Here is a 17,313-nt window from a genome sequence, read left to right on the forward strand (position 1 = left end):
GTTTTCTAAGAAAAGATACAACGGAAAGAAGGGACGATTTGTGCGTACGTGGATGGAGAATATTTTTCACCTGCGCGCTTGCGACACGACGATCAGACGAGAATTAATGGCTGGCTTTATCAGCTTTGTCACTATTGTCTACATTGTTGCCGTAAACGCTTCGATCTTGCAGGATGCGGGGATTCCTATGGAGGCAGGCATACTCGCTACCGTTTTCACTGCCTTTGCCGGGGCGCTGCTGATGGCCTTTTGGGCGAATGCGCCGATTATACTGGTTCCTGGGATGGGGATCAATGCGTTGTTCACATATACGCTGTGCCATACGATGGGGCTCTCCTGGCAGGAAGCTTTGGCTGCGGTTTTTGTTTCGGGAATTTTGTTTGCCGTGATTGCATTCACCCGGGCTGCGACTGTACTCTCCCGCGCCATTCCAGCTTCCCTCAAAGAGGCCATTACAGTCGGGATTGGCCTGTTTCTCACCTTTATCGGTCTGCAAAAGGGTGGCTTGATTGTGACGAACCCGTCCACCTTTGTGGCATTGGGGGAGTTGTCCAGTCCGCATGTGATTGTAACACTGGCGACTCTGGTCATTACCTTGATTTTGTTTGTACGCAACGTGCCAGGTAACTTCCTGATCGGAATTGCGGCAGGTACCGGGCTTGGCTTTTTGTTTGGGATCGTTACGCCAGGCGGTGGCAGCTCGTTTTCCTTTGCCGAATACGCAAATGTCTTTTCCGGCTTCTCTTTTGGCGGAATTTGGACGCTGCCATTTTGGATCGCGACGTTTTCGCTGGCGATGGTCATCGTCTTTGAAAATATCGGGTTGATCCATGGACATACGGCGATGGCGGGACAGCCACAGAAGTTTCGCAGGGCGCTTCAGGCAAATGCTGTATCTGCGGCGTTGTCGGGAATGCTGGGAAGCAGCCCAACCGTAGCGACAGTCGAGAGTGCTGCCGGGATCGCTGCAGGCGGACGGACAGGGCTCACCTCGCTCGTGACAGGCACGCTTCTGCTGGGCTCACTGGGACTCATTCCGTTGGTGAAAATGATCCCGGATGGCGCCATCGCTCCGGTCCTGATCATCATCGGTGCATTGATGCTGCAAAACGTGCAAAACATCAATCTGAAGGACTTCTCAGAGGGCTTCCCCGCCTTTTTGATCATTGCGATCATCCCGTTGTCTTACAGCATTGTGGACGGTATCGCCTTTGGGTTTGTCGCGTACCCGCTCTTGAAGCTGGCTTTGGGCAAAAGAAGAGAGGTACCTGCTCTCATGTACGTCATTTCCGGGCTGTTCCTGCTCAATCTGGTATTGCCCGTCCTGACGTAGAAAAACCACTGGTGATTTCTTTCACCAGTGGTTTCTTTTGGGAGAACTAGCTGCGTACAGGCTGCACTTTTTCTTCGCTGCCTCGATACTTCTCGATGTCAGCAGGTGTTTTCGGGTATGGCTTTTGCAAAGTCTGATAGACAGCTGCCTTTGTAAGGTCGGCGGCATAGCATTCATCCACCTCAATGCCGGATTCCTTAAAGCCCTTGAGCATTTTCAGGAAGCCGAACATGCCGAGCGATCCGTTTTCCCGGACACGGCGCACTTCATCCAGATTCAGATAAACGATCGTGAAGGACTCGGAGTCGCCGAGCTCCTCGATAATTCTGCCCTCAGGGTCTACGGCTACCGAGTGGCCCATTCCGATTGGGTTCGGATGATTGATGCTGACGACAAAGCACTGATTTTCGATGGCACGGGTGATAGCGATCGGAAGGTTGTTTCTCGTTCCCCCGATCCAATCCCCTTGCAGGGTTGGCTTGATAATTACCTCCGCGCCCTTCAGCGCGAGATTGCGCGCAGCCTCGGGATAGTGACCATCTGCACAGATCATGAAGCCGACCTTGCCGATATTGGGAATCTCGTAGACAGGAAAATCGCTCCCGGGCTTTGATTGCTCGAGCGGATAAGGAATAAACACTTTTCTGTACTTCATGACGATCTCTCCCTCGGGAGAAATCAAAATGGCGGTATTGTAGGCTTCATCACTATTCTCAGCGCGTTCCTGCAAAGAGCCGGGGGCGAGCCATTTTTTATGCTGCTTGGCTTTTTCACAAAGCAAATCTGTCAGTGGTCCGGGGATGGTCTCTGCCATCTGCAGCCAGTTCACCGGGTCTAGACCGTTTAGGTACAATTCGGGAAAAGCGATCAGATCAACCGCCGGATTCATCCCGGCAATCGTATCGACATAATAGGCAAGCTTCTCGTAATTTTCTCGTTTTCGTGCCTCCAGATCAGGGTTTGTGCTAGGGGAAGCGATTTGAACCAGTGCCAGATTTAAATAGCTCATAGTGTCACTCCTCGTCGATAGGCTTACCTCCATTATGGAAAAACGGGTTTGCTTCGAACAATTACCCGATCGGGTAATCTTTTGTTCGAAGAAAATTTGCTATAATACAGGGACAGGGAAGATTTGTGGCTGGGAGTGATTCTTTATGGAAGCGTTCTCAAACAGGGATTACCAAAATGTGCTTGCTTTCATGGACGATATGGCTGGCTCTGTCGAAGATTTCCGCCATCGAGCTCTGCAGTCCTTTGAAAGACGCTTTGGCTTGTACAGGGCAAACTTTTGGATGGTCAATGAGCATGACGAGCTCATCCGGCCCGTCATGCACAATATCGATGACAACGCCATGGACAGCTACCTTTCCTCCTGCTACCAGCACGATATACTGATGCCGCACAAGGTTGTTCAACGCTTAGGTGATCACCATGTTCTGCGCATTCATGACGTGCTGTCTGAAAATGAGTACAAGGAAAGCGAATACTATCATGAGTTTATGTCTCGCCACAACTATTATCATCAGATGGTGGCCTACCTGATAAACGATGGGCAGATGCTCGGCAGTATCGCGTTTGTCCGTTCGCAAAAAGAAAGCCCGTTTCAAGAACGAGAGCGGATGTGCCTCGAGCTTATCGCCCGTTTCCTGAGCCGAAGCATGGCTCCCCTCATGCTTTCCAAACCGGGGGCTTCCGCCAAATCCGGACAGGAGAGGGAGTTGACCGCCAAGGAGCAGGAAGTGCTTGCGCTCGTGCAGAAAGGCTATGGAAACGAAGCGATCGCTGCGCGGCTGTTTGTCAGTATCAATACAGTGAAAAAGCATCTGCAAAGCATTTACCGCAAGTTTAACGTCACGAATCGTACGAGCTTGTGCTATAAAATACATGCGGAAAACAGTTGAAGCCCTCGCCACGGTTATGCACCGGCGAGGTTTTTCTATTATTCAAGGAATCGGCTCATTTGTAACGAATTGGTTAAGAAAGAGAGGAGGCGTTCACTTGAGGATCTACGAGATGACCATACAGCTCCGTGTCGCCGATATGGAGAGGGGGCCACCTTCGCCGATCCCTGGGGGAATCGCATCGGCTTTTTTGAGTACCACGAAGACTTTGAAAAAGTGGAAAGATTGGCTAAGTTTGCATCAAGATGAAGCATCTGGTAAAAAGGGACAGGAACGGGTCAGGCTCCCATTCAATCATAGGCGAATAACTTGTTAAAAAAGAAAGGGTGTTCTCCGATGAATGGCTATTGGTACGGCCCTTATGCCTACGCTTCCTACCAACCGTTCATGCAGCACGATGACCACGGCCAAGAACAGGAACGGATGCAAACCGTTCTTCGACTTATCCAAGAAGCGATTGCTGGTGAACGACATGACGAGCTTTTTTACGACTATTTGCTCAGCGTTGCTCCTACCGAACAAGAAAAGCAGGTCATTACAGGGATCCGAAATGACGAGCGAAAGCACAATAGTTACTTCCGGCAAATTTACACGCAACTGACGGGCCAGCGTCCGCGGGTGAGTGAAGAGGGTGAAACCTTTCAGAAGCCAGCAAGCTATCTGGATGGGATTGAGCAAGCACTGATGGGTGAGTTGAAGGCGTTTGAGAAATATCGAGTGATTTACAAATACATTCCCGTTCAATATCGTGATACCATTTTCGAAATCATGACCGATGAGATGAAGCATGCCAGTTATTACAACTGGCTGTACGCGAAAAATAAATGATGGAGTCGTCCGTAACGGCAAATAGCTGTTACGGGCTTTTTTTGTTTTTTTGTTTTCTGGATCGATGAAGGATCAGGATTGCCAAGGCATATGAAAAAAAGTACAATGATGAAATGCCCAAAAAGGGCCGCGGTTCGTAAACTCCCGCGTTATCAAAACTAGGAGGCATTATCTATGTTTAATGTGCTGTTGGGAGTGGGATTTGCCCTGGTAAACTACGGGCTCTTTCTGCTCTGCTACCGCCTGTTCGGGAGAATGGGGTTGTATGCGTGGCTTGGAATGGCTACTGTGCTAGCCAATATTCAAGTTGTCAAAACGATCGAGATGTTCGGACTGGTGATGACGCTGGGAAACACGATTTATGCGTCGATCTATTTGACAAGCGATCTTTTGAATGAAAAATACGGCGAGAAGGCCGCCAAGAAAGTCGTCTGGTTTGGATTTTTTACCTTGATTGCGACGACGATCATCATGCAGCTTGTTCTGCTGTTCGAGCCGCAAGCATCGGATATTTCCCAGCCAGCCTTGAAAACGATATTCGGGCTCATGCCGCAAGTAGCTTTGGGAAGTCTGTGCGCGTATTTTATCAGTCAGTTCGTGGATGTGAAAATTTACTCCTGGCTGAAACGAAAGTGTCCCGGACGCAATCAGCTTTGGATTCGGAATAACGGCAGCACGCTGGTCAGTCAGCTGCTTGACTCCATCATTTTTTGCACCATCGCTTTTTGGGGCGTGTACCCGATGGATGTATGGTGGGAGATCCTGTTGACTACGTATTTGATCAAATTCCTCGTATCTGCGGCATCGACGCCAATCCTGTATATCGCGCGCAATATGAAAGTACCCGAGGAGTAAGAGCAGCTCCGTTTGGGAGAAAAAGGCACGCTGGTCTCCTCCTCGCAGGCAAGCGTGCTTTTTTAACAAATGATATTCATATACCGGATCGATCTATGGTGGACCTAACTGGACAGTTTAATTACTTAGGTATATAATGCTGCACGTGGAGCTGCCTCCGCTACGGGTCCCTATGAGCAAGCATCGGGAATGGATGAGCAGAACAAGAACGATGTAATTTTCGGTATATTCTAACAATAAAGGGAGGATGCGCCATGAGTTGGAGAAGAAATGCGAGAATCCTCTGGATCTGCAACTTTATCATTTCAGGCTCGATGAGTATGATTATGCCCTTTCTCCCGCTGTTCCTGATGGATATGGGAGTCCCTCATGGGAAGGAAGTCAGTATGTGGACCGGGATGATTTTCTCGGCCACTTTTTTGTCTGCGGCGATTATGGCACCGGTATGGGGGGCTGTAGCGGACAAATACGGTCAAAAGACAAATCTGGTAAGAGCAGGGATTGGGATGGGGATCGTCAACATCCTGATGTTTTTCACCACGACTCCGCTGTATTTGCTGGTTTTGCGCTTTGTATTCGGATTTTTCTCCGGCTTTATCACGGTATCTTACTCTTACTTATCCAAGACGACACCGAGGGAGGAGCTCGGAAAGGCAATCGGTTTTCTTTATACGGGCGGAATGAGCGGCGGGATCATCGGACCGCTGTTTGGGGGGGCTCTGTCCGACTGGTTCGGCTATCATACCGTCTTTGCTGTCACGGGGGGCTTGATGATCATAACTGTGCTTCTGGTGCAGTGGCTGCTCCCTCCTGATCGGGTAGAGGTCGCAGCAGGGGAAGTACGAAAAACAGGCACGTTTCGCGAAGTATTGGCCAATCCCAATCTGACGATCCTGTTTTTCGCGACCTTTGCCATCCAGACAGCGACAATGAGCACCAGCTCCATGATGTCCATCTTTGTGCGATCGATTGTAGGGGATGTGAACAATCTGGCGTTTCTCGCAGGCTTGGTCACCTCTGTTACAGGCATCGCCAACATCATCGGTTCCCCTATACTGGGGAGGCTGGGGGACAGGTTTGGGCAGAGCAAGATTCTCCCCATTATCATGTTTTGTACAGGGTTAGTCATTTTTCAACAGGTCTGGACGCATTCCATTTATCCGCTGTATGCCTGGAGATTCTGCCAAGGGCTGCTGCTCGGGGGGATGCTTCCCTCGATTCAGACACTGATCAAAAAGCGTTCGCCTGACTTCATTTCGGGAAGGTCCTATGGTTTGAATTCAAGCTTTCAATTCCTCGGGAACTTGACAGGGCCTTTGATCGGCGGTTTTATCGCTGGTCATTTCTCCGTGTCCTATGTGTTTGTCTTTTCAGGTCTAGTCCTCATGCTGGGGGCGGCCATCGTAAAATGGAGAATCCCGCTCCGAGGGGAAAACAAAAAAGCAGCGTAAAGCCCCATCCGACAAGGATGGCGGCTTTTTTTTTTGCTCTTTATTGTCTGGCAAATGAAAAAATGAGTTGTGTTTTAGATTCCCTGTACGCTATAGTAAATACATAAAATTTAATAACTGATAATCAATTATCAAATATTGATAATGGTACATGATCCGCTCATGTGCTAATCTGTTAGGAGGGAGATCACTAGAAGAAAGAAGGAACCACATACCGATGAGCGCTGAAAAGACATTAGACATTTTGGATTTATTCGATTTTGATACAAGAGCGTTGAGCGTTCCGCAGATCGCTGACAAATTGGGACAACCCCAGAGCTCTGTTTACCGTCATTTGCGGCTGCTGAAAGAAAAAGGCTACGTCATGGAATCGGCCAATGGCCACTACAGCTTGGGTTACCGCTTTTTGAAACTGGCAAAAATCGTTCGTTTGGACATGAATATATCCGCAATTGCCCAGCCCGTCATGAGATCGCTGACGAAAGATACAGGAGAGACGTCGATTCTTTTGGTCCACTCCAATCTGCAGGCAGTTTGTCTCGAGGCCGTCCCTTCGCATCAGCCGATCAAGGTTTCCTCGGAGCAAGGACAAATCGTTCCACTGTACGGCGGCGCCTCCTCCAAAGCGCTGCTGGCTTATTTGGGAGACGAAGTCCTCGAAGGCTTGTTCGCAGCGGGACATGTCCGTAAGCACACCGATCAGACGATTACGGATCTGGCTGCCTTGCGAGCAGATCTCGTTGATATACGAGCCAAGGGCTATGCCTTCTCGGACGGCGAGATCGATGAAGGAGTCGTGTCCTACGGTGTACCCATCCTAGATTCCAATCAGCAAGTAGCCGCATCGCTGAGCATCGCGGGACCGCGTGACCGAATGCTCGAGAAGGACGGAAAAGAACTGGTTGCCATGCTGAAAGCAGCTGTGGAGTCGATCCAGCGCTATCTGTAAAGATAGGTGGGAGACAGAATGGAAAAGTACGATTTGGTAGTACGAGGCAAGATTGTTGGCGAAGACCGCGTGATTTCGGGACAGATCGGGGTAAAGGATGGCAAGATCGCGACCATCCAGCCTGCGGGAGAGCAGCTTCAGGGAGACAAGGTACTCGATTTTGAAAACGCTTATGTGTTCCCAGGTGCCATCGATGTGCACGTTCACTGTTTCAGTAATCCGAAAGAGGGCTTCATTCCGACAAGCATGTCCGCGGCAGCAGGAGGCATCACGACTTTTTTAGACATGCCCTACGACCTGCCGAATCCCATTTCCAATGTAGAAATCTTTGAAAAAAAGGTACAACAGCTCGAAAAAGAAGCCGTTGTCGACATCTGCTTGTGGGGAACCATCTCCAAAACAGGCGGTACCGAACAGATCGTGCCGCTTGCAGAAGCAGGAGCGGTTGCCTTTAAAATGTCGACCTTCGAGACGGATGCCTACCGCTTCCCGCGCATTCCTGACCCAGAGATCCTCAAGGCGATGCAGCTGATCGAACAGACAGGCTTGCGGGCAGCGTTCCACTCGGAAAACGACGAGATTATCGTAGATATGATCGATGAATACAAACAGGCGAACAAGGTATATCCAAAGGCGCACAACGAGACGCGCCCGCCACTGACGGAAACGAGTGCTGTGCTCAAGCTGATGGAATTCGCGTACTGGACAGGCGTCAAGCTGCACATCGTCCATGTGAGCCATCCGCGTACCATCGATTTGATCAAGCAGTTTAAAGCTCAAGGCGTAAAAGTGACCTGCGAGACCTGCTACCCGTACCTGCTGCTGGATGTAAACGCTCTGGATGAGTTTGGGCCAAAAGCGAAAAACAATCCGCCGCTGCGCCATCCGGAAGAAGTAGCAGGACTGTGGCAGCATCTGGAGGCAGGCGATATCGAGCTGATCTCCTCTGACCACGCACCGTGGGGAGCAGAGCATAAAGATCCGGGTAAAGACAACATTTTCAAAGCATCCTCTGGCATGCCGGGTGTAGAGATCATGACACCGCTCATGTTTGACAGCACGGTAGCCAAAGGCACCATGACACCAGTACAGTTCGCGAAAGTGATGTCCCAGCACCCTGCCGAAGTATTCGGAATTCCGGGCAAAGGGAAAATCGCAGTAGGCTTCGACGCGGATTTCGCCGTGATCGATCCGGAAGCGATTTGGACAGTAGATGAAAACCAATTCCGCTCCCACTCCAAAATCTCTCCTTTCCACGGAAAAGAGGTAAAAGGCAAAGTCATTCAAACGATCGTCCGCGGAACGACGGTATACGATGGCGAGCAAGTAACGGTTGAGCCGGGCTTTGGCTCCTTTGTCCCAGGGTCTGCCTATAAAGGGGCGCCTGTAGGGGGGAAACGCGGCCTATGATCAGCCGATTCACGCACAAGCTAGGCGAGCTTCTGGACAAACGGATCGAAGACATCCCGCAAGCGACGAGAGAGCGGGCGACCTGGATGGTAGCAGATACGATGTTTTCCTCCTGCTTCGGATTCACCGCGCCAGAGCTGCAGGGGTATCTTGCGCGAGCAGGTGTGCCGCAAAAGGATGAGAAGCATTCGATTCCGGTGCTGGGTACAGGGCTGTACACGACGAAGGAACATGCGGCGATGCTGTACGGCACGGCGATTGTGAGCAACGAGCTCGATGAGGGCAACCAGTTTGCCAAAGGACATCCCGCCGCTCACATGCTGGCACCCATTCTCATCACGGCGTGGGAACAGAAAGCGACAGGGATGGAAATCCTACGTGCCTTTGTCATCGGCTACGAAGTCGCTTCTCGTTTGGCTTATGCCAGCAACATGAACGACGACATGCATCCGCACGGTACTTGGGGAAATGTCGGGGGCGCAGTTGCGGCTGGCTTGCTGATGAAAAAGGACAAACAGGCAATCGTAGAGGCTGCACTTCTGGCTGCTTCCCTGCCGATCGCTACTTCGTGGGAAGCAGCTGTCACCGGAATGACCGTCCGCAATCTGTATACCGGTGTCGGGAGCTTTCTCGCCCTGCAGGCATGGACGTTCCAAGAGGCGGGCTTTTGCAGCAGTGAGCACGTCGTCGATCATCTGTGGGGAACGATCCTGTCCAAAGGAATCCGCTACGAGCTGTTCGAGTCGGATCTGTGGGCACCGCCCCTTTTGGACAAAAACTACTTCAAGCTGTACCCGTCCTGCCGCTTCTCGCATTCTGCGATCGATGCTCTGCTCGCTCTGCAAAAGGAAGAGAGGCTGGATGCTTCGCAGATCGCTTCGGCAAAAGTGGAGACCTATAGCTTGGCAGCACGCTTGAACGATCCGAACCCGGTGAACGCTTTGTCCGCGAAGTTCTCCATTCCGTTCCTGCTATCGGCGATCCTGCATGGGCATTCTCTCTACGATTCGTTCGCGGGAGAGATTTTCTCCGATAGGTCTGTGCGGGAATTGGCGCAGCGGATCGAGGTAACCGAAGACCCCGAAATGACGGCGATGCTGCCAAACAAGCGGGCTGCCCGCGTCACGGTCACCGACCATCAGGGAGTCACGTATAGCACGTTTGTCGATGCGGCCTCCGGCAACTACGATCAGCCGTTTCCACGAGAAGAGCTGCTCGGCAAATTTGCCAGCATGCTGGCTGTGTGCGTCTGCAGCGGCGATCAAACGAACGAAATCATCGATCAAGCTCTAGCTTTGCCGGATGTGAACGATTTTGGTGAGTGGCTCGAGCGACTTGCCGCATCGACGGGAAAGAGGGGAGCTGGATCACAATGAAAGCGATGAAGATTAATCTGGAGCGCTTAAAACACAATTTGCTCGCAGTTGGCGCCATCGCGAATGCAGGCGAAAAAGGCTATACGCGACTGGCGTACTCCGCCGAAGAGAAGAAGGCGCTCGATTGGTTAAAAGAGAAACTGACTGATCAATCACTTACTGTCACACAAGACCGAGTGGGGAATGTCTTTGGCAGATGGGGGGATTCAGGAAAACCGGCGATTTCATTCGGCTCTCACCTGGATACCGTGCCTGAAGGCGGTTTGTACGACGGAGCGCTAGGCGTCATCGTTGGGCTGGAATGCCTGGAGACGATGCGCGAGAGTGGATGTGAGCCAAAAGTTCCTTTGGAGCTCATCGCCTTCGTCGGGGAAGAAGCCAACCTTCTCGGAGGAACCTTCGGAAGCCGGGCAGTAGCAGGCTTGGTGAAGCGCTCGGAGGATTTTGAGCAGAAGCTCTCACAGGTGGGCTTTTCCTGGGAGGATGTGCAGGCGGTAAAACGAAGCCGAGATGACTATCATTGCTACGTGGAGCTGCACATCGAACAAGGCGCCCTGCTGGAAACGAATGAAAAGAAAATCGGCATCGTGACTGCCATTGCGGGAATCCTGAGACTATCCGTAAAAGTGATGGGGAGAGCCAGCCATTCGGGTACAACACCGATGCATTTGCGTAAAGACGCACTCGTGGATGCCGCTAGCTTGATCCAGGAGGTCAACCGTCTGGCTGTCGCTGCCAATAGCGATATCGTCGCGACGGTAGGGGAGATTTCTCTTTCACCGAATCTGGCGAATGTCGTGCCCGGGCAAGCCGACCTGATGATCGAAATCCGCGGCAGCCGCTGGGAAGAGATGAAAGGCATCGAAGCGCAGATTCGAGCATGGGCCAACGATCAAATCGAGGCGCAGATCGAGATCGCGGTAGAAAAGCATCCGCAATCGCTGCCGAACTCCATGCAGGCGTGTATCGACGAAGCCAGCCAGAAGCGCGGCGAGTCGTACCAATACATGTTTAGCGGCGCCAATCACGACGCCAATTCGATGACAGCGCTTACCGATGTCGGGATGGTCTTTGTTCCTAGCAAAGACGGTGTGAGCCACCATCCAGAGGAGTACACCTCGTGGGAGGATATCGAGGCAGGCGCCAATGTCATGCTAGAAACACTGCAGCTGTTGATCGAGAAATATCAATAAGCTCGTGTAGAGGGAAGGTCGTACCACTCCTTGTCAAAGATCGGTGGTACGGCCGCTCACTCCAGATACCCGCAACGAAAAAGGGGGCTTACTGCATGAAAGCATACTATCTGCTCGGAGTGCTGCCGTTTCTGGCTATTCTCGTGGGCACTGGTTTTGTCAATAAAGTGGAGCCATACGTATTCGGACTTCCATTCTTGATGTTTTGGTTCTTTTTCTGGACCGTTATGACAGCGGTTATCATGGGCATCATCTATAAGCTGGACCCGATCAATAAGCAAGAGGAGGAAGCCGAATGAATAGTGCGATGCTGATCATCTTCGGTGCGTTGCTGGTGAGCTTGCTTCTTGGCATCATGGCGCGCAGAGGGAAGGACATGGGGATGGAGCAGTGGGCGATTGGTGGCCGTGGCTTCGGGAGCTTGTTTGTCTTCCTGCTGCTTGCGGGTGAAACCTACTCGGTTTTTACCTTGCTCGGTACCAGCGGTCTTGCTTACTCGAAAGGGGCAGTCGGCTTTTATCTGATCGCCTTTACGACCCTGGGTGCGATGACCTCCTACTGGCTCTTGCCTCCGATCTGGAAATATGCCAAAAAGCATAATCTGGTGTCCCAATCGGAGTTCTTCGCCTCGAAATACGACAGCCCGATTTTGGGCGTGTTCGTAACGATCGTCGGGGTTGTAGCGCTGGTTCCGTATATTGTCCTCTTGTTTAAATCGATGGGGATTCTCGTATCCGCCACGTCCTATGGAGCGATATCTCCTAGTGTCGCGATTCTGATCGGGATGGTAGCGCTGGTCGTGTACGTGATGATTTCCGGTATTCACGGATCGGCTTGGACATCTACCGTCAAAGATTTTCTCATCTTCTTCGTGATCCTGTTCCTTGGCATCTATTTGCCTGTTCATTACCACGGCGGCTTTCAACAGATGTTTGAAGCCGTGAATACAGCAAAGGAAGGCATTCTAACCTTTCCTGATAAAGGCATGAGCCTCAGCTGGTTCATCTCGACTGTCGCGATCAGTGCGTTTGGCTATTTCATGTGGCCGCACAATGCACCGACGATCTTTGCCGCCAAAAGTGCTCGAACCTTCCGAACCAATGCGATTCTGCTTCCGTTGTATGCCCTGATGATCCTGTTCGTTTACTTCGTCGGATTCACCGCGATTGTGGAAGTGCCGGGATTGGTGGGGGCAGATGGGGACTATGCCCTGCTGAAGCTGTCGATGAAGACCTTTGATCCTTGGTTTGTCGGTATCATCGGTGCGACAGGTCTGTTGTCCACGCTGGTACCCGGCTCCATGATGCTGATGTCGACGGCAACCATGCTAACGAAGAATGTATACGGTTACATTCGACCGCAGGCAGAGGAAAAGAACTCGGCCAAGGTAGCCAAAGTGTTTGTCGTTCTCCTGTCTCTCGTATGTGGAGGAATGGCTCTCGGTGAAAACAACACACTGGCAACGCTGTACCTCACGTCCTTCTCGCTCGTGACACAGCTCGCACCCGCTCTGTATTGCAGCTTGATGAAACGCAATGTCATTACCAAGCAGGGAGCGTTTCTGGGGATCTTCTTTGGCGTAGGGATCGTGGTCTACATGACCTTTACCAAAACGACGATGGCGATGCTGTTCGCAGGAATGCCGCAATGGATTCAGGATTTGAACAACGGGGTATTCGCCCTGGTGGTCAATATTATCGTGATGCTGGTGGCGAGCCTCGCTACGAGAAAAGTAACCGAGCCGGGACAGATGACGGTTTCGGAAACAACGAAGTAAAGACTGACCGAATCGCGAAAAGACGGGCTTCAGAGATGTCTCTGCCCGTCTTTTTCGTTTTCTCCCCGATTATCCGAGGCGTGCCATCCCCATTGCTTTTTCCACGCGATGAAGCACTTTGTTTGCTGTTTCGCTCGCCTTTTCGGCCCCTTTTGTGAGGATATCGTCCAGCTCGGAGGTCTGGATCAGCTGATTGTAGCGTTCCTGGATCGGACGCAGGGTTTCTACCACGACTTCAGCCAGATCGCCTTTGAAGGCACCGTAGCCTTTTCCTTCGTACATCGACGCGATCTCTTCCAGCGACTTGCCAGAGCAAAGCGAGTAGATGGTCATCAGGTTTGATACGGCAGGCTTTTCGGCTTTGTCGTAGCGTACCGCGCTGTCAGAGTCGGTCTGCGCGCGCTTGATCTTTTTCGTGATGGTATCCGGGTCATCCAGCATGGAGATGAATCCGCCAACGTTGGAGTCGGATTTGCTCATTTTCTTCGTGCCGTCTTGCAGGGACATGATGCGTGCGCCTGTTTCCGGCAAGCGAATTTCGGGGATCTTGAAGACTTCGCTGTAGCGGTTGTTGAAGCGGGTCGCCAGGTCGCGGGTCAGCTCCAGATGCTGCTTTTGGTCTTCGCCAACAGGCACGTAGTCGGTGTCGTACAAAAGGATGTCTGCTGCCATCAGTGGCGGATAAGCCAGGAGACCGCCAGGAATGGACTCACCGCGCCCGTCGGATTTGTCTTTGAACTGGGTCATGCGCTCCAGCTCGCCGAGGTAGGAGGTGCAGAGCATGATCCAGCCCAGCTTGGCATGAGCAGGCACTTCGGATTGGATGAACAGGGTCACCTTTTCAGGATCGAGGCCGACAGCCAGATACAGCGCAGCCAGACGACGGATGTTTTCCCGCAGCACGGCAGGGTCTTGCGGTACCGTGATCGCATGCTGGTCCACGATGCAGTAGAAGCAGTTGAATTCTTCCTGGAGGGGTACGAAATGCTTCATGGCGCCCAGGTAGTTGCCCAAGGTCAGAATACCGCTGGGCTGAATGCCGGAGAAAATGGTTTTCATAGTGGTGAAGCTCCTTTCTTGTTTCCCGTAGTCGTTTGGAAAAAAGCTCAAATCAATACAAAAAGGTCCATCCGCCCTGGACAGGGACGAATGAACCGTGGTGCCACCCTTGTTATTTCACGCACACCAAAAGACATGCGCAAAATCTCTTAACCCGTACCTATGATACGGTGTCCGATGATAACGTACGGACGATTACGCCAGAGCCTACTGTCGCCTGCAAAAAAGCGGGTTCGGTCTGGAGCTCGGAAGCCCATTCAACATCCACTTGACACTGATTCGCACCAACCATCAGCTCTCTGAAGTCTCATCAAATGCCTACTCTTCTTCCTCATTGCCATCAAATGTTACCCTTTGAGCAATCATTTTACCGAGTGATTTTGAAAAAAGCAAGGGGTACTTGAACAGGATACCCAAGAAAAGTAAGTTTGATGCGGCAAACCACGAAGAAGGCAGTCTGTTTTCACAGCCTGGCATATCTGCTATCGTAAAAGAAACATCGAAGGAAAGAAGGGCACGCCTTGAAGCTACGTCTAGGGGTCTTGGGCGCGGACGATTCCTTGGAGATTATCGAGTCTGTCACACGAGAATTTTCGGAACTGGAATGTCTGAAAATCGTCTATTGGAAGGAAGAAGAAATCGTTGATTTACTAGAGCCGCACATTCACGATGCGGATATGTGGCTGTTTTCCGGTAAAGTACCGTACAGCTTGGTGAAAGCATGGGGAAAGGTGAAGGTCCCCATGGCGTATGTCCCGCATATGGGGGCAAGCCTGTACCGGACACTGCTTTATTTGTCTCATCAACAAAATATCCGAGTTCAGGATGTCAGCTTCGACACGTTTTCTGTCGATGAACTGGATCTGTTTCTGCAGGAAGCAGGGATCGAGGGCGGGCATCGCTGGCTCAAGCATTACGATGGCGTGATTACGGCAGGCGAGCTCGCCGACTACCATGAACAGCTGTGGAAGGAAGGCAAGACCCGTGCGGCGGTGACCTGCTTGCGTACGGCTGATTTGGAGCTACGGGAAAGGGGGGTACCCGTGCAGCGTGTCCTTCCGACTCGTTCAGGTGTACAGGCAGTGATCCACATGCTGCTGAGAACCAATGAAATGCTGCACTTCAAAGACACACAGATCGCGGTGCAGATGATGGAGATCGACCCGTTCCGCGAGCTGGCAGGTGGTACGTTTGCGACAGACGACTGGCAAAATGCAGAAATCAAGACGATGGAAAAGCTGCTGCGCTACGCCAAGCATTTGCATGGCTCTTTAAAAACAGCGGGACCGGGACGCTATGCCATCTTTACGACCCGAGGCATTTTGCAGAACGCGACGACTGGCTTTACGACGATGCCGGATCTGGAGGAAGGCTTTGGAATCGAGGCGGACGCGGTCACATGCGGGATCGGGATTGGCAAGACGGCCAACGAAGCGGAAATCCATGCAGGAACGGCCTTGCTCCATGCCAAAGAGAGAGGGTCTGCCAACTGGATGGTGTTTTTTGACGACAAGAGCATTGTTGGCCCATTGGGAAGCAGCGAGCAGCTGTCCTACAGCAGTGTTTCTGCACGGCTGCGGAAGCTCGGCGAACAAACGTCACTCAGCGTGCTCACCTTATCCAAGCTGGACTCGATTCTCCGCAAGCGAAAAACCATGGAGATCAATGCCCATGAGCTCGCGCAGTCTATGCAAATCTTGCCGCGCAGCGCTCGCCGAATCCTCATGGAGCTGGAATCCAAAGGGCTCGCACAGGTGGTTGGAGAAGAAAGCCCGAATCCGCGGGGACGTCCTCGCAAAGTTTACCGGATTACGTGGTAGCTTTCTAGAAAATATCCGAATCCGCCACTCGGGTTTTTCTTTTCAAAATAGACAGACTACTATACAATTAAAGGACATAACCGAAAATCAACCGTTATTAAGAATAGACGTTAGAGGAGGTGCTTCATCTTGATCAATGCGGATCGTTTGTGGGACCGATTGATGCAGCTGAGTTCCATTGGTACTCAGGAAGTGGGAGGAATCACGCGGCTGTCTTTTTCACCGGAAGAGCGTGCAGCCAAAGACCTGGTTACAGGATTCATGAAAGAAGCGGGACTCTCCGTGAGAGAAGATGAGGTAGGCAATCTGATCGGCCGCAAAGAGGGAACAAATCCAAATGCACCTGTGGTATTGGTCGGTTCTCACCTGGACTCGGTACCGAGCGGAGGAAACTTCGATGGACCGCTCGGCGTGCTCTCCGGTGTCGAAGCGCTGCAAACCATGAATGAGCAGGGCGTCGAGACCGAGCATCCCATCGAAGTGATTGCTTTTACAGATGAAGAAGGTACCCGCTTTGGCTACGGAATGATCGGCAGCCGCGGGATTGCGGGCCTTCTGAAAGAGGACGAGCTGGTCAGTCGGGACGAGGCAGGGATTTCGATTGCCGAGGCGATGGCAAACGTTGGTCTTGACCCTGCTCAGGTCGGCAAGGCAGCGAGAGAGCCTGGCAGCGTGAAGGCGTATGTAGAGCTGCACATCGAGCAAGGCAAAGTACTGGAAAGCCGCGATCTGTCTGTCGGCATCGTCAGTGGGGTAGCAGGTCCGCTCTGGCTGAAGTTTGTTCTGGAGGGCGAGGCCGGTCACGCAGGTGCCACGCCGATGAACATGAGAAAAGACCCGCTGGCAGCAGCAGCAGAAGTGATGCTGGTCATCGAGCGCCAGGCAGCTCGTCAGGAAATCAGTGTCGGAACAGTCGGAAAGCTGCAGGTTTTCCCGGGAGGCGTCAATATCATTCCGGGGCGCGTAGAATTTACGCTGGACTTGCGGGATGTGGATATTCAGGTGCGTGATCAGGTGGAGCAAGCGATCATGGCCGAAGCAGAAGCGATCTGTGCCAAACGTGGTGTCAAGCTGCAAGTAGAATTGCTGCAGCGGATCAATCCAGCTGTGTGCTCAGAGGAAATTCGGGCGGCGATCCAGGCTGCGTGTGAGGCGGAGGGACTCGAGACGATTACCCTTCCAAGCGGGGCTGGACACGATTGCATGCAGCTTACCGAGCTGTGTCCCGTGGGGATGATCTTCGCCCGATCCAAGGATGGCATCAGTCACAATCCGGCGGAGTATACGAGCAAAGAAGATTGTGGGAACGGGGCACAAGTCCTGTATCGTACCGTGCTTACTTTGGCGAGTGGGAAATAAGC

Annotated in this window: 15 protein-coding genes and 1 other annotated feature; of the genes, 13 read left to right on the forward strand and 2 right to left on the reverse strand. The window is 52.0% G+C overall.

Annotation, left to right across the window (positions count from 1 at the left end; genetic code table 11):
• Positions 1-52 precede the first annotated feature (52 nt).
• Positions 53-1,333, forward strand: coding sequence for an NCS2 family permease (locus tag EDM59_RS14750; RefSeq protein WP_183192944.1), 1,281 nt, complete (start codon positions 53-55; stop codon positions 1,331-1,333).
• A gap of 46 nt (positions 1,334-1,379) precedes the next feature.
• On the opposite strand, the gene EDM59_RS14755 is transcribed toward EDM59_RS14750, so the two are convergent.
• The gene (locus tag EDM59_RS14755) at positions 1,380-2,342 is read right to left on the reverse strand and encodes a carbon-nitrogen hydrolase family protein (protein ID WP_170184375.1); all 963 of its coding nucleotides are present in this window, start codon (positions 2,340-2,342) and stop codon (positions 1,380-1,382) included.
• 145 nt (positions 2,343-2,487) lie between these two features.
• On the opposite strand from EDM59_RS14755, the gene EDM59_RS14760 reads away from it, so the two are divergent.
• The 10 genes from EDM59_RS14760 to EDM59_RS14810 all read left to right on the forward strand — a co-directional run bounded on the left by EDM59_RS14760 (position 2,488) and on the right by EDM59_RS14810 (position 13,073).
• The gene (locus tag EDM59_RS14760) at positions 2,488-3,234 is read left to right on the forward strand and encodes a helix-turn-helix transcriptional regulator (RefSeq protein ID WP_122924296.1); all 747 of its coding nucleotides are present in this window, start codon (positions 2,488-2,490) and stop codon (positions 3,232-3,234) included.
• A gap of 336 nt (positions 3,235-3,570) precedes the next feature.
• A complete protein-coding gene (locus EDM59_RS14770) occupies positions 3,571-4,062 on the forward strand; it encodes a ferritin-like domain-containing protein (protein ID WP_092266170.1) in 492 nt (163 codons plus the stop codon).
• 174 nt (positions 4,063-4,236) lie between these two features.
• Entirely contained in the window at positions 4,237-4,917 is a 681-nt protein-coding gene (locus tag EDM59_RS14775) for a queuosine precursor transporter (protein WP_122924298.1), read from the forward strand.
• Between the two features lie 254 nt (positions 4,918-5,171).
• On the forward strand, positions 5,172-6,368 hold the full coding sequence (locus tag EDM59_RS14780; protein WP_122924299.1) for an MFS transporter: 1,197 nt from the start codon (positions 5,172-5,174) through the stop codon (positions 6,366-6,368).
• Positions 6,369-6,585: 217 nt separating this feature from the next.
• Positions 6,586-7,317 (forward strand): IclR family transcriptional regulator, encoded by a 732-nt coding sequence (locus EDM59_RS14785; RefSeq protein ID WP_183192923.1) that lies wholly within the window; start codon positions 6,586-6,588, stop codon positions 7,315-7,317.
• Between the two features lie 18 nt (positions 7,318-7,335).
• Positions 7,336-8,727 carry a dihydroorotase gene (locus EDM59_RS14790; RefSeq protein ID WP_122924301.1) on the forward strand — a complete coding sequence of 464 codons (1,392 nt, stop codon included), beginning with the start codon at positions 7,336-7,338 and terminating at the stop codon, positions 8,725-8,727.
• On the forward strand, positions 8,724-10,103 hold the full coding sequence (locus EDM59_RS14795) for an MmgE/PrpD family protein (RefSeq protein WP_122924302.1): 1,380 nt from the start codon (positions 8,724-8,726) through the stop codon (positions 10,101-10,103). The genes EDM59_RS14790 and EDM59_RS14795 overlap by 4 nt, the downstream gene beginning before the upstream one ends.
• Positions 10,100-11,296 carry a Zn-dependent hydrolase gene (locus EDM59_RS14800; RefSeq protein WP_122924303.1) on the forward strand — a complete coding sequence of 399 codons (1,197 nt, stop codon included), beginning with the start codon at positions 10,100-10,102 and terminating at the stop codon, positions 11,294-11,296. The genes EDM59_RS14795 and EDM59_RS14800 overlap by 4 nt, the downstream gene beginning before the upstream one ends.
• A 95-nt stretch (positions 11,297-11,391) precedes the next feature.
• Positions 11,392-11,595 (forward strand): DUF3311 domain-containing protein, encoded by a 204-nt coding sequence (locus tag EDM59_RS14805; RefSeq protein WP_122924304.1) that lies wholly within the window; start codon positions 11,392-11,394, stop codon positions 11,593-11,595.
• Positions 11,592-13,073, forward strand: a complete 1,482-nt coding sequence (locus EDM59_RS14810) for a sodium:solute symporter family protein (protein WP_122924305.1) — start codon at positions 11,592-11,594, stop codon at positions 13,071-13,073. Before EDM59_RS14805 ends, EDM59_RS14810 begins: the two co-directional genes overlap by 4 nt.
• A gap of 69 nt (positions 13,074-13,142) precedes the next feature.
• On the opposite strand, the gene trpS is transcribed toward EDM59_RS14810, so the two are convergent.
• Positions 13,143-14,132, reverse strand: a complete 990-nt coding sequence (gene trpS / locus EDM59_RS14815; RefSeq protein WP_122924306.1) for a tryptophan--tRNA ligase — start codon at positions 14,130-14,132, stop codon at positions 13,143-13,145.
• 79 nt (positions 14,133-14,211) lie between these two features.
• Positions 14,212-14,476, reverse strand: a binding site (T-box leader).
• A gap of 177 nt (positions 14,477-14,653) precedes the next feature.
• Between trpS and EDM59_RS14820 the strand changes: the two genes are divergently transcribed.
• Together EDM59_RS14820 and EDM59_RS14825 are read left to right on the forward strand one after the other, a co-directional pair.
• Positions 14,654-15,952: a helix-turn-helix domain-containing protein gene (locus EDM59_RS14820; RefSeq protein ID WP_122924307.1), complete on the forward strand. Its 1,299-nt coding sequence runs from the start codon at positions 14,654-14,656 to the stop codon at positions 15,950-15,952.
• A gap of 129 nt (positions 15,953-16,081) precedes the next feature.
• Positions 16,082-17,311 (forward strand): Zn-dependent hydrolase, encoded by a 1,230-nt coding sequence (locus EDM59_RS14825; protein WP_122924308.1) that lies wholly within the window; start codon positions 16,082-16,084, stop codon positions 17,309-17,311.
• The last annotated feature ends 2 nt before the right edge of the window (positions 17,312-17,313 follow it).

The organism is Brevibacillus nitrificans (assembly GCF_003710965.1).
Taxonomy (GTDB): Bacteria; Bacillota; Bacilli; order Brevibacillales; family Brevibacillaceae; genus Brevibacillus; species Brevibacillus centrosporus.

Coding starts and splice junctions, on each gene's coding strand:
- EDM59_RS14750 (WP_183192944.1), top strand. CDS start 53: ATGGAGAATATTTTTCACCTGCGCGCTTGCGACACGACGATCAGACGA.
- EDM59_RS14755 (WP_170184375.1), bottom strand. CDS start 2,342: ATGAGCTATTTAAATCTGGCACTGGTTCAAATCGCTTCCCCTAGCACA.
- EDM59_RS14760 (WP_122924296.1), top strand. CDS start 2,488: ATGGAAGCGTTCTCAAACAGGGATTACCAAAATGTGCTTGCTTTCATG.
- EDM59_RS14770 (WP_092266170.1), top strand. CDS start 3,571: ATGAATGGCTATTGGTACGGCCCTTATGCCTACGCTTCCTACCAACCG.
- EDM59_RS14775 (WP_122924298.1), top strand. CDS start 4,237: ATGTTTAATGTGCTGTTGGGAGTGGGATTTGCCCTGGTAAACTACGGG.
- EDM59_RS14780 (WP_122924299.1), top strand. CDS start 5,172: ATGAGTTGGAGAAGAAATGCGAGAATCCTCTGGATCTGCAACTTTATC.
- EDM59_RS14785 (WP_183192923.1), top strand. CDS start 6,586: ATGAGCGCTGAAAAGACATTAGACATTTTGGATTTATTCGATTTTGAT.
- EDM59_RS14790 (WP_122924301.1), top strand. CDS start 7,336: ATGGAAAAGTACGATTTGGTAGTACGAGGCAAGATTGTTGGCGAAGAC.
- EDM59_RS14795 (WP_122924302.1), top strand. CDS start 8,724: ATGATCAGCCGATTCACGCACAAGCTAGGCGAGCTTCTGGACAAACGG.
- EDM59_RS14800 (WP_122924303.1), top strand. CDS start 10,100: ATGAAAGCGATGAAGATTAATCTGGAGCGCTTAAAACACAATTTGCTC.
- EDM59_RS14805 (WP_122924304.1), top strand. CDS start 11,392: ATGAAAGCATACTATCTGCTCGGAGTGCTGCCGTTTCTGGCTATTCTC.
- EDM59_RS14810 (WP_122924305.1), top strand. CDS start 11,592: ATGAATAGTGCGATGCTGATCATCTTCGGTGCGTTGCTGGTGAGCTTG.
- trpS (WP_122924306.1), bottom strand. CDS start 14,132: ATGAAAACCATTTTCTCCGGCATTCAGCCCAGCGGTATTCTGACCTTG.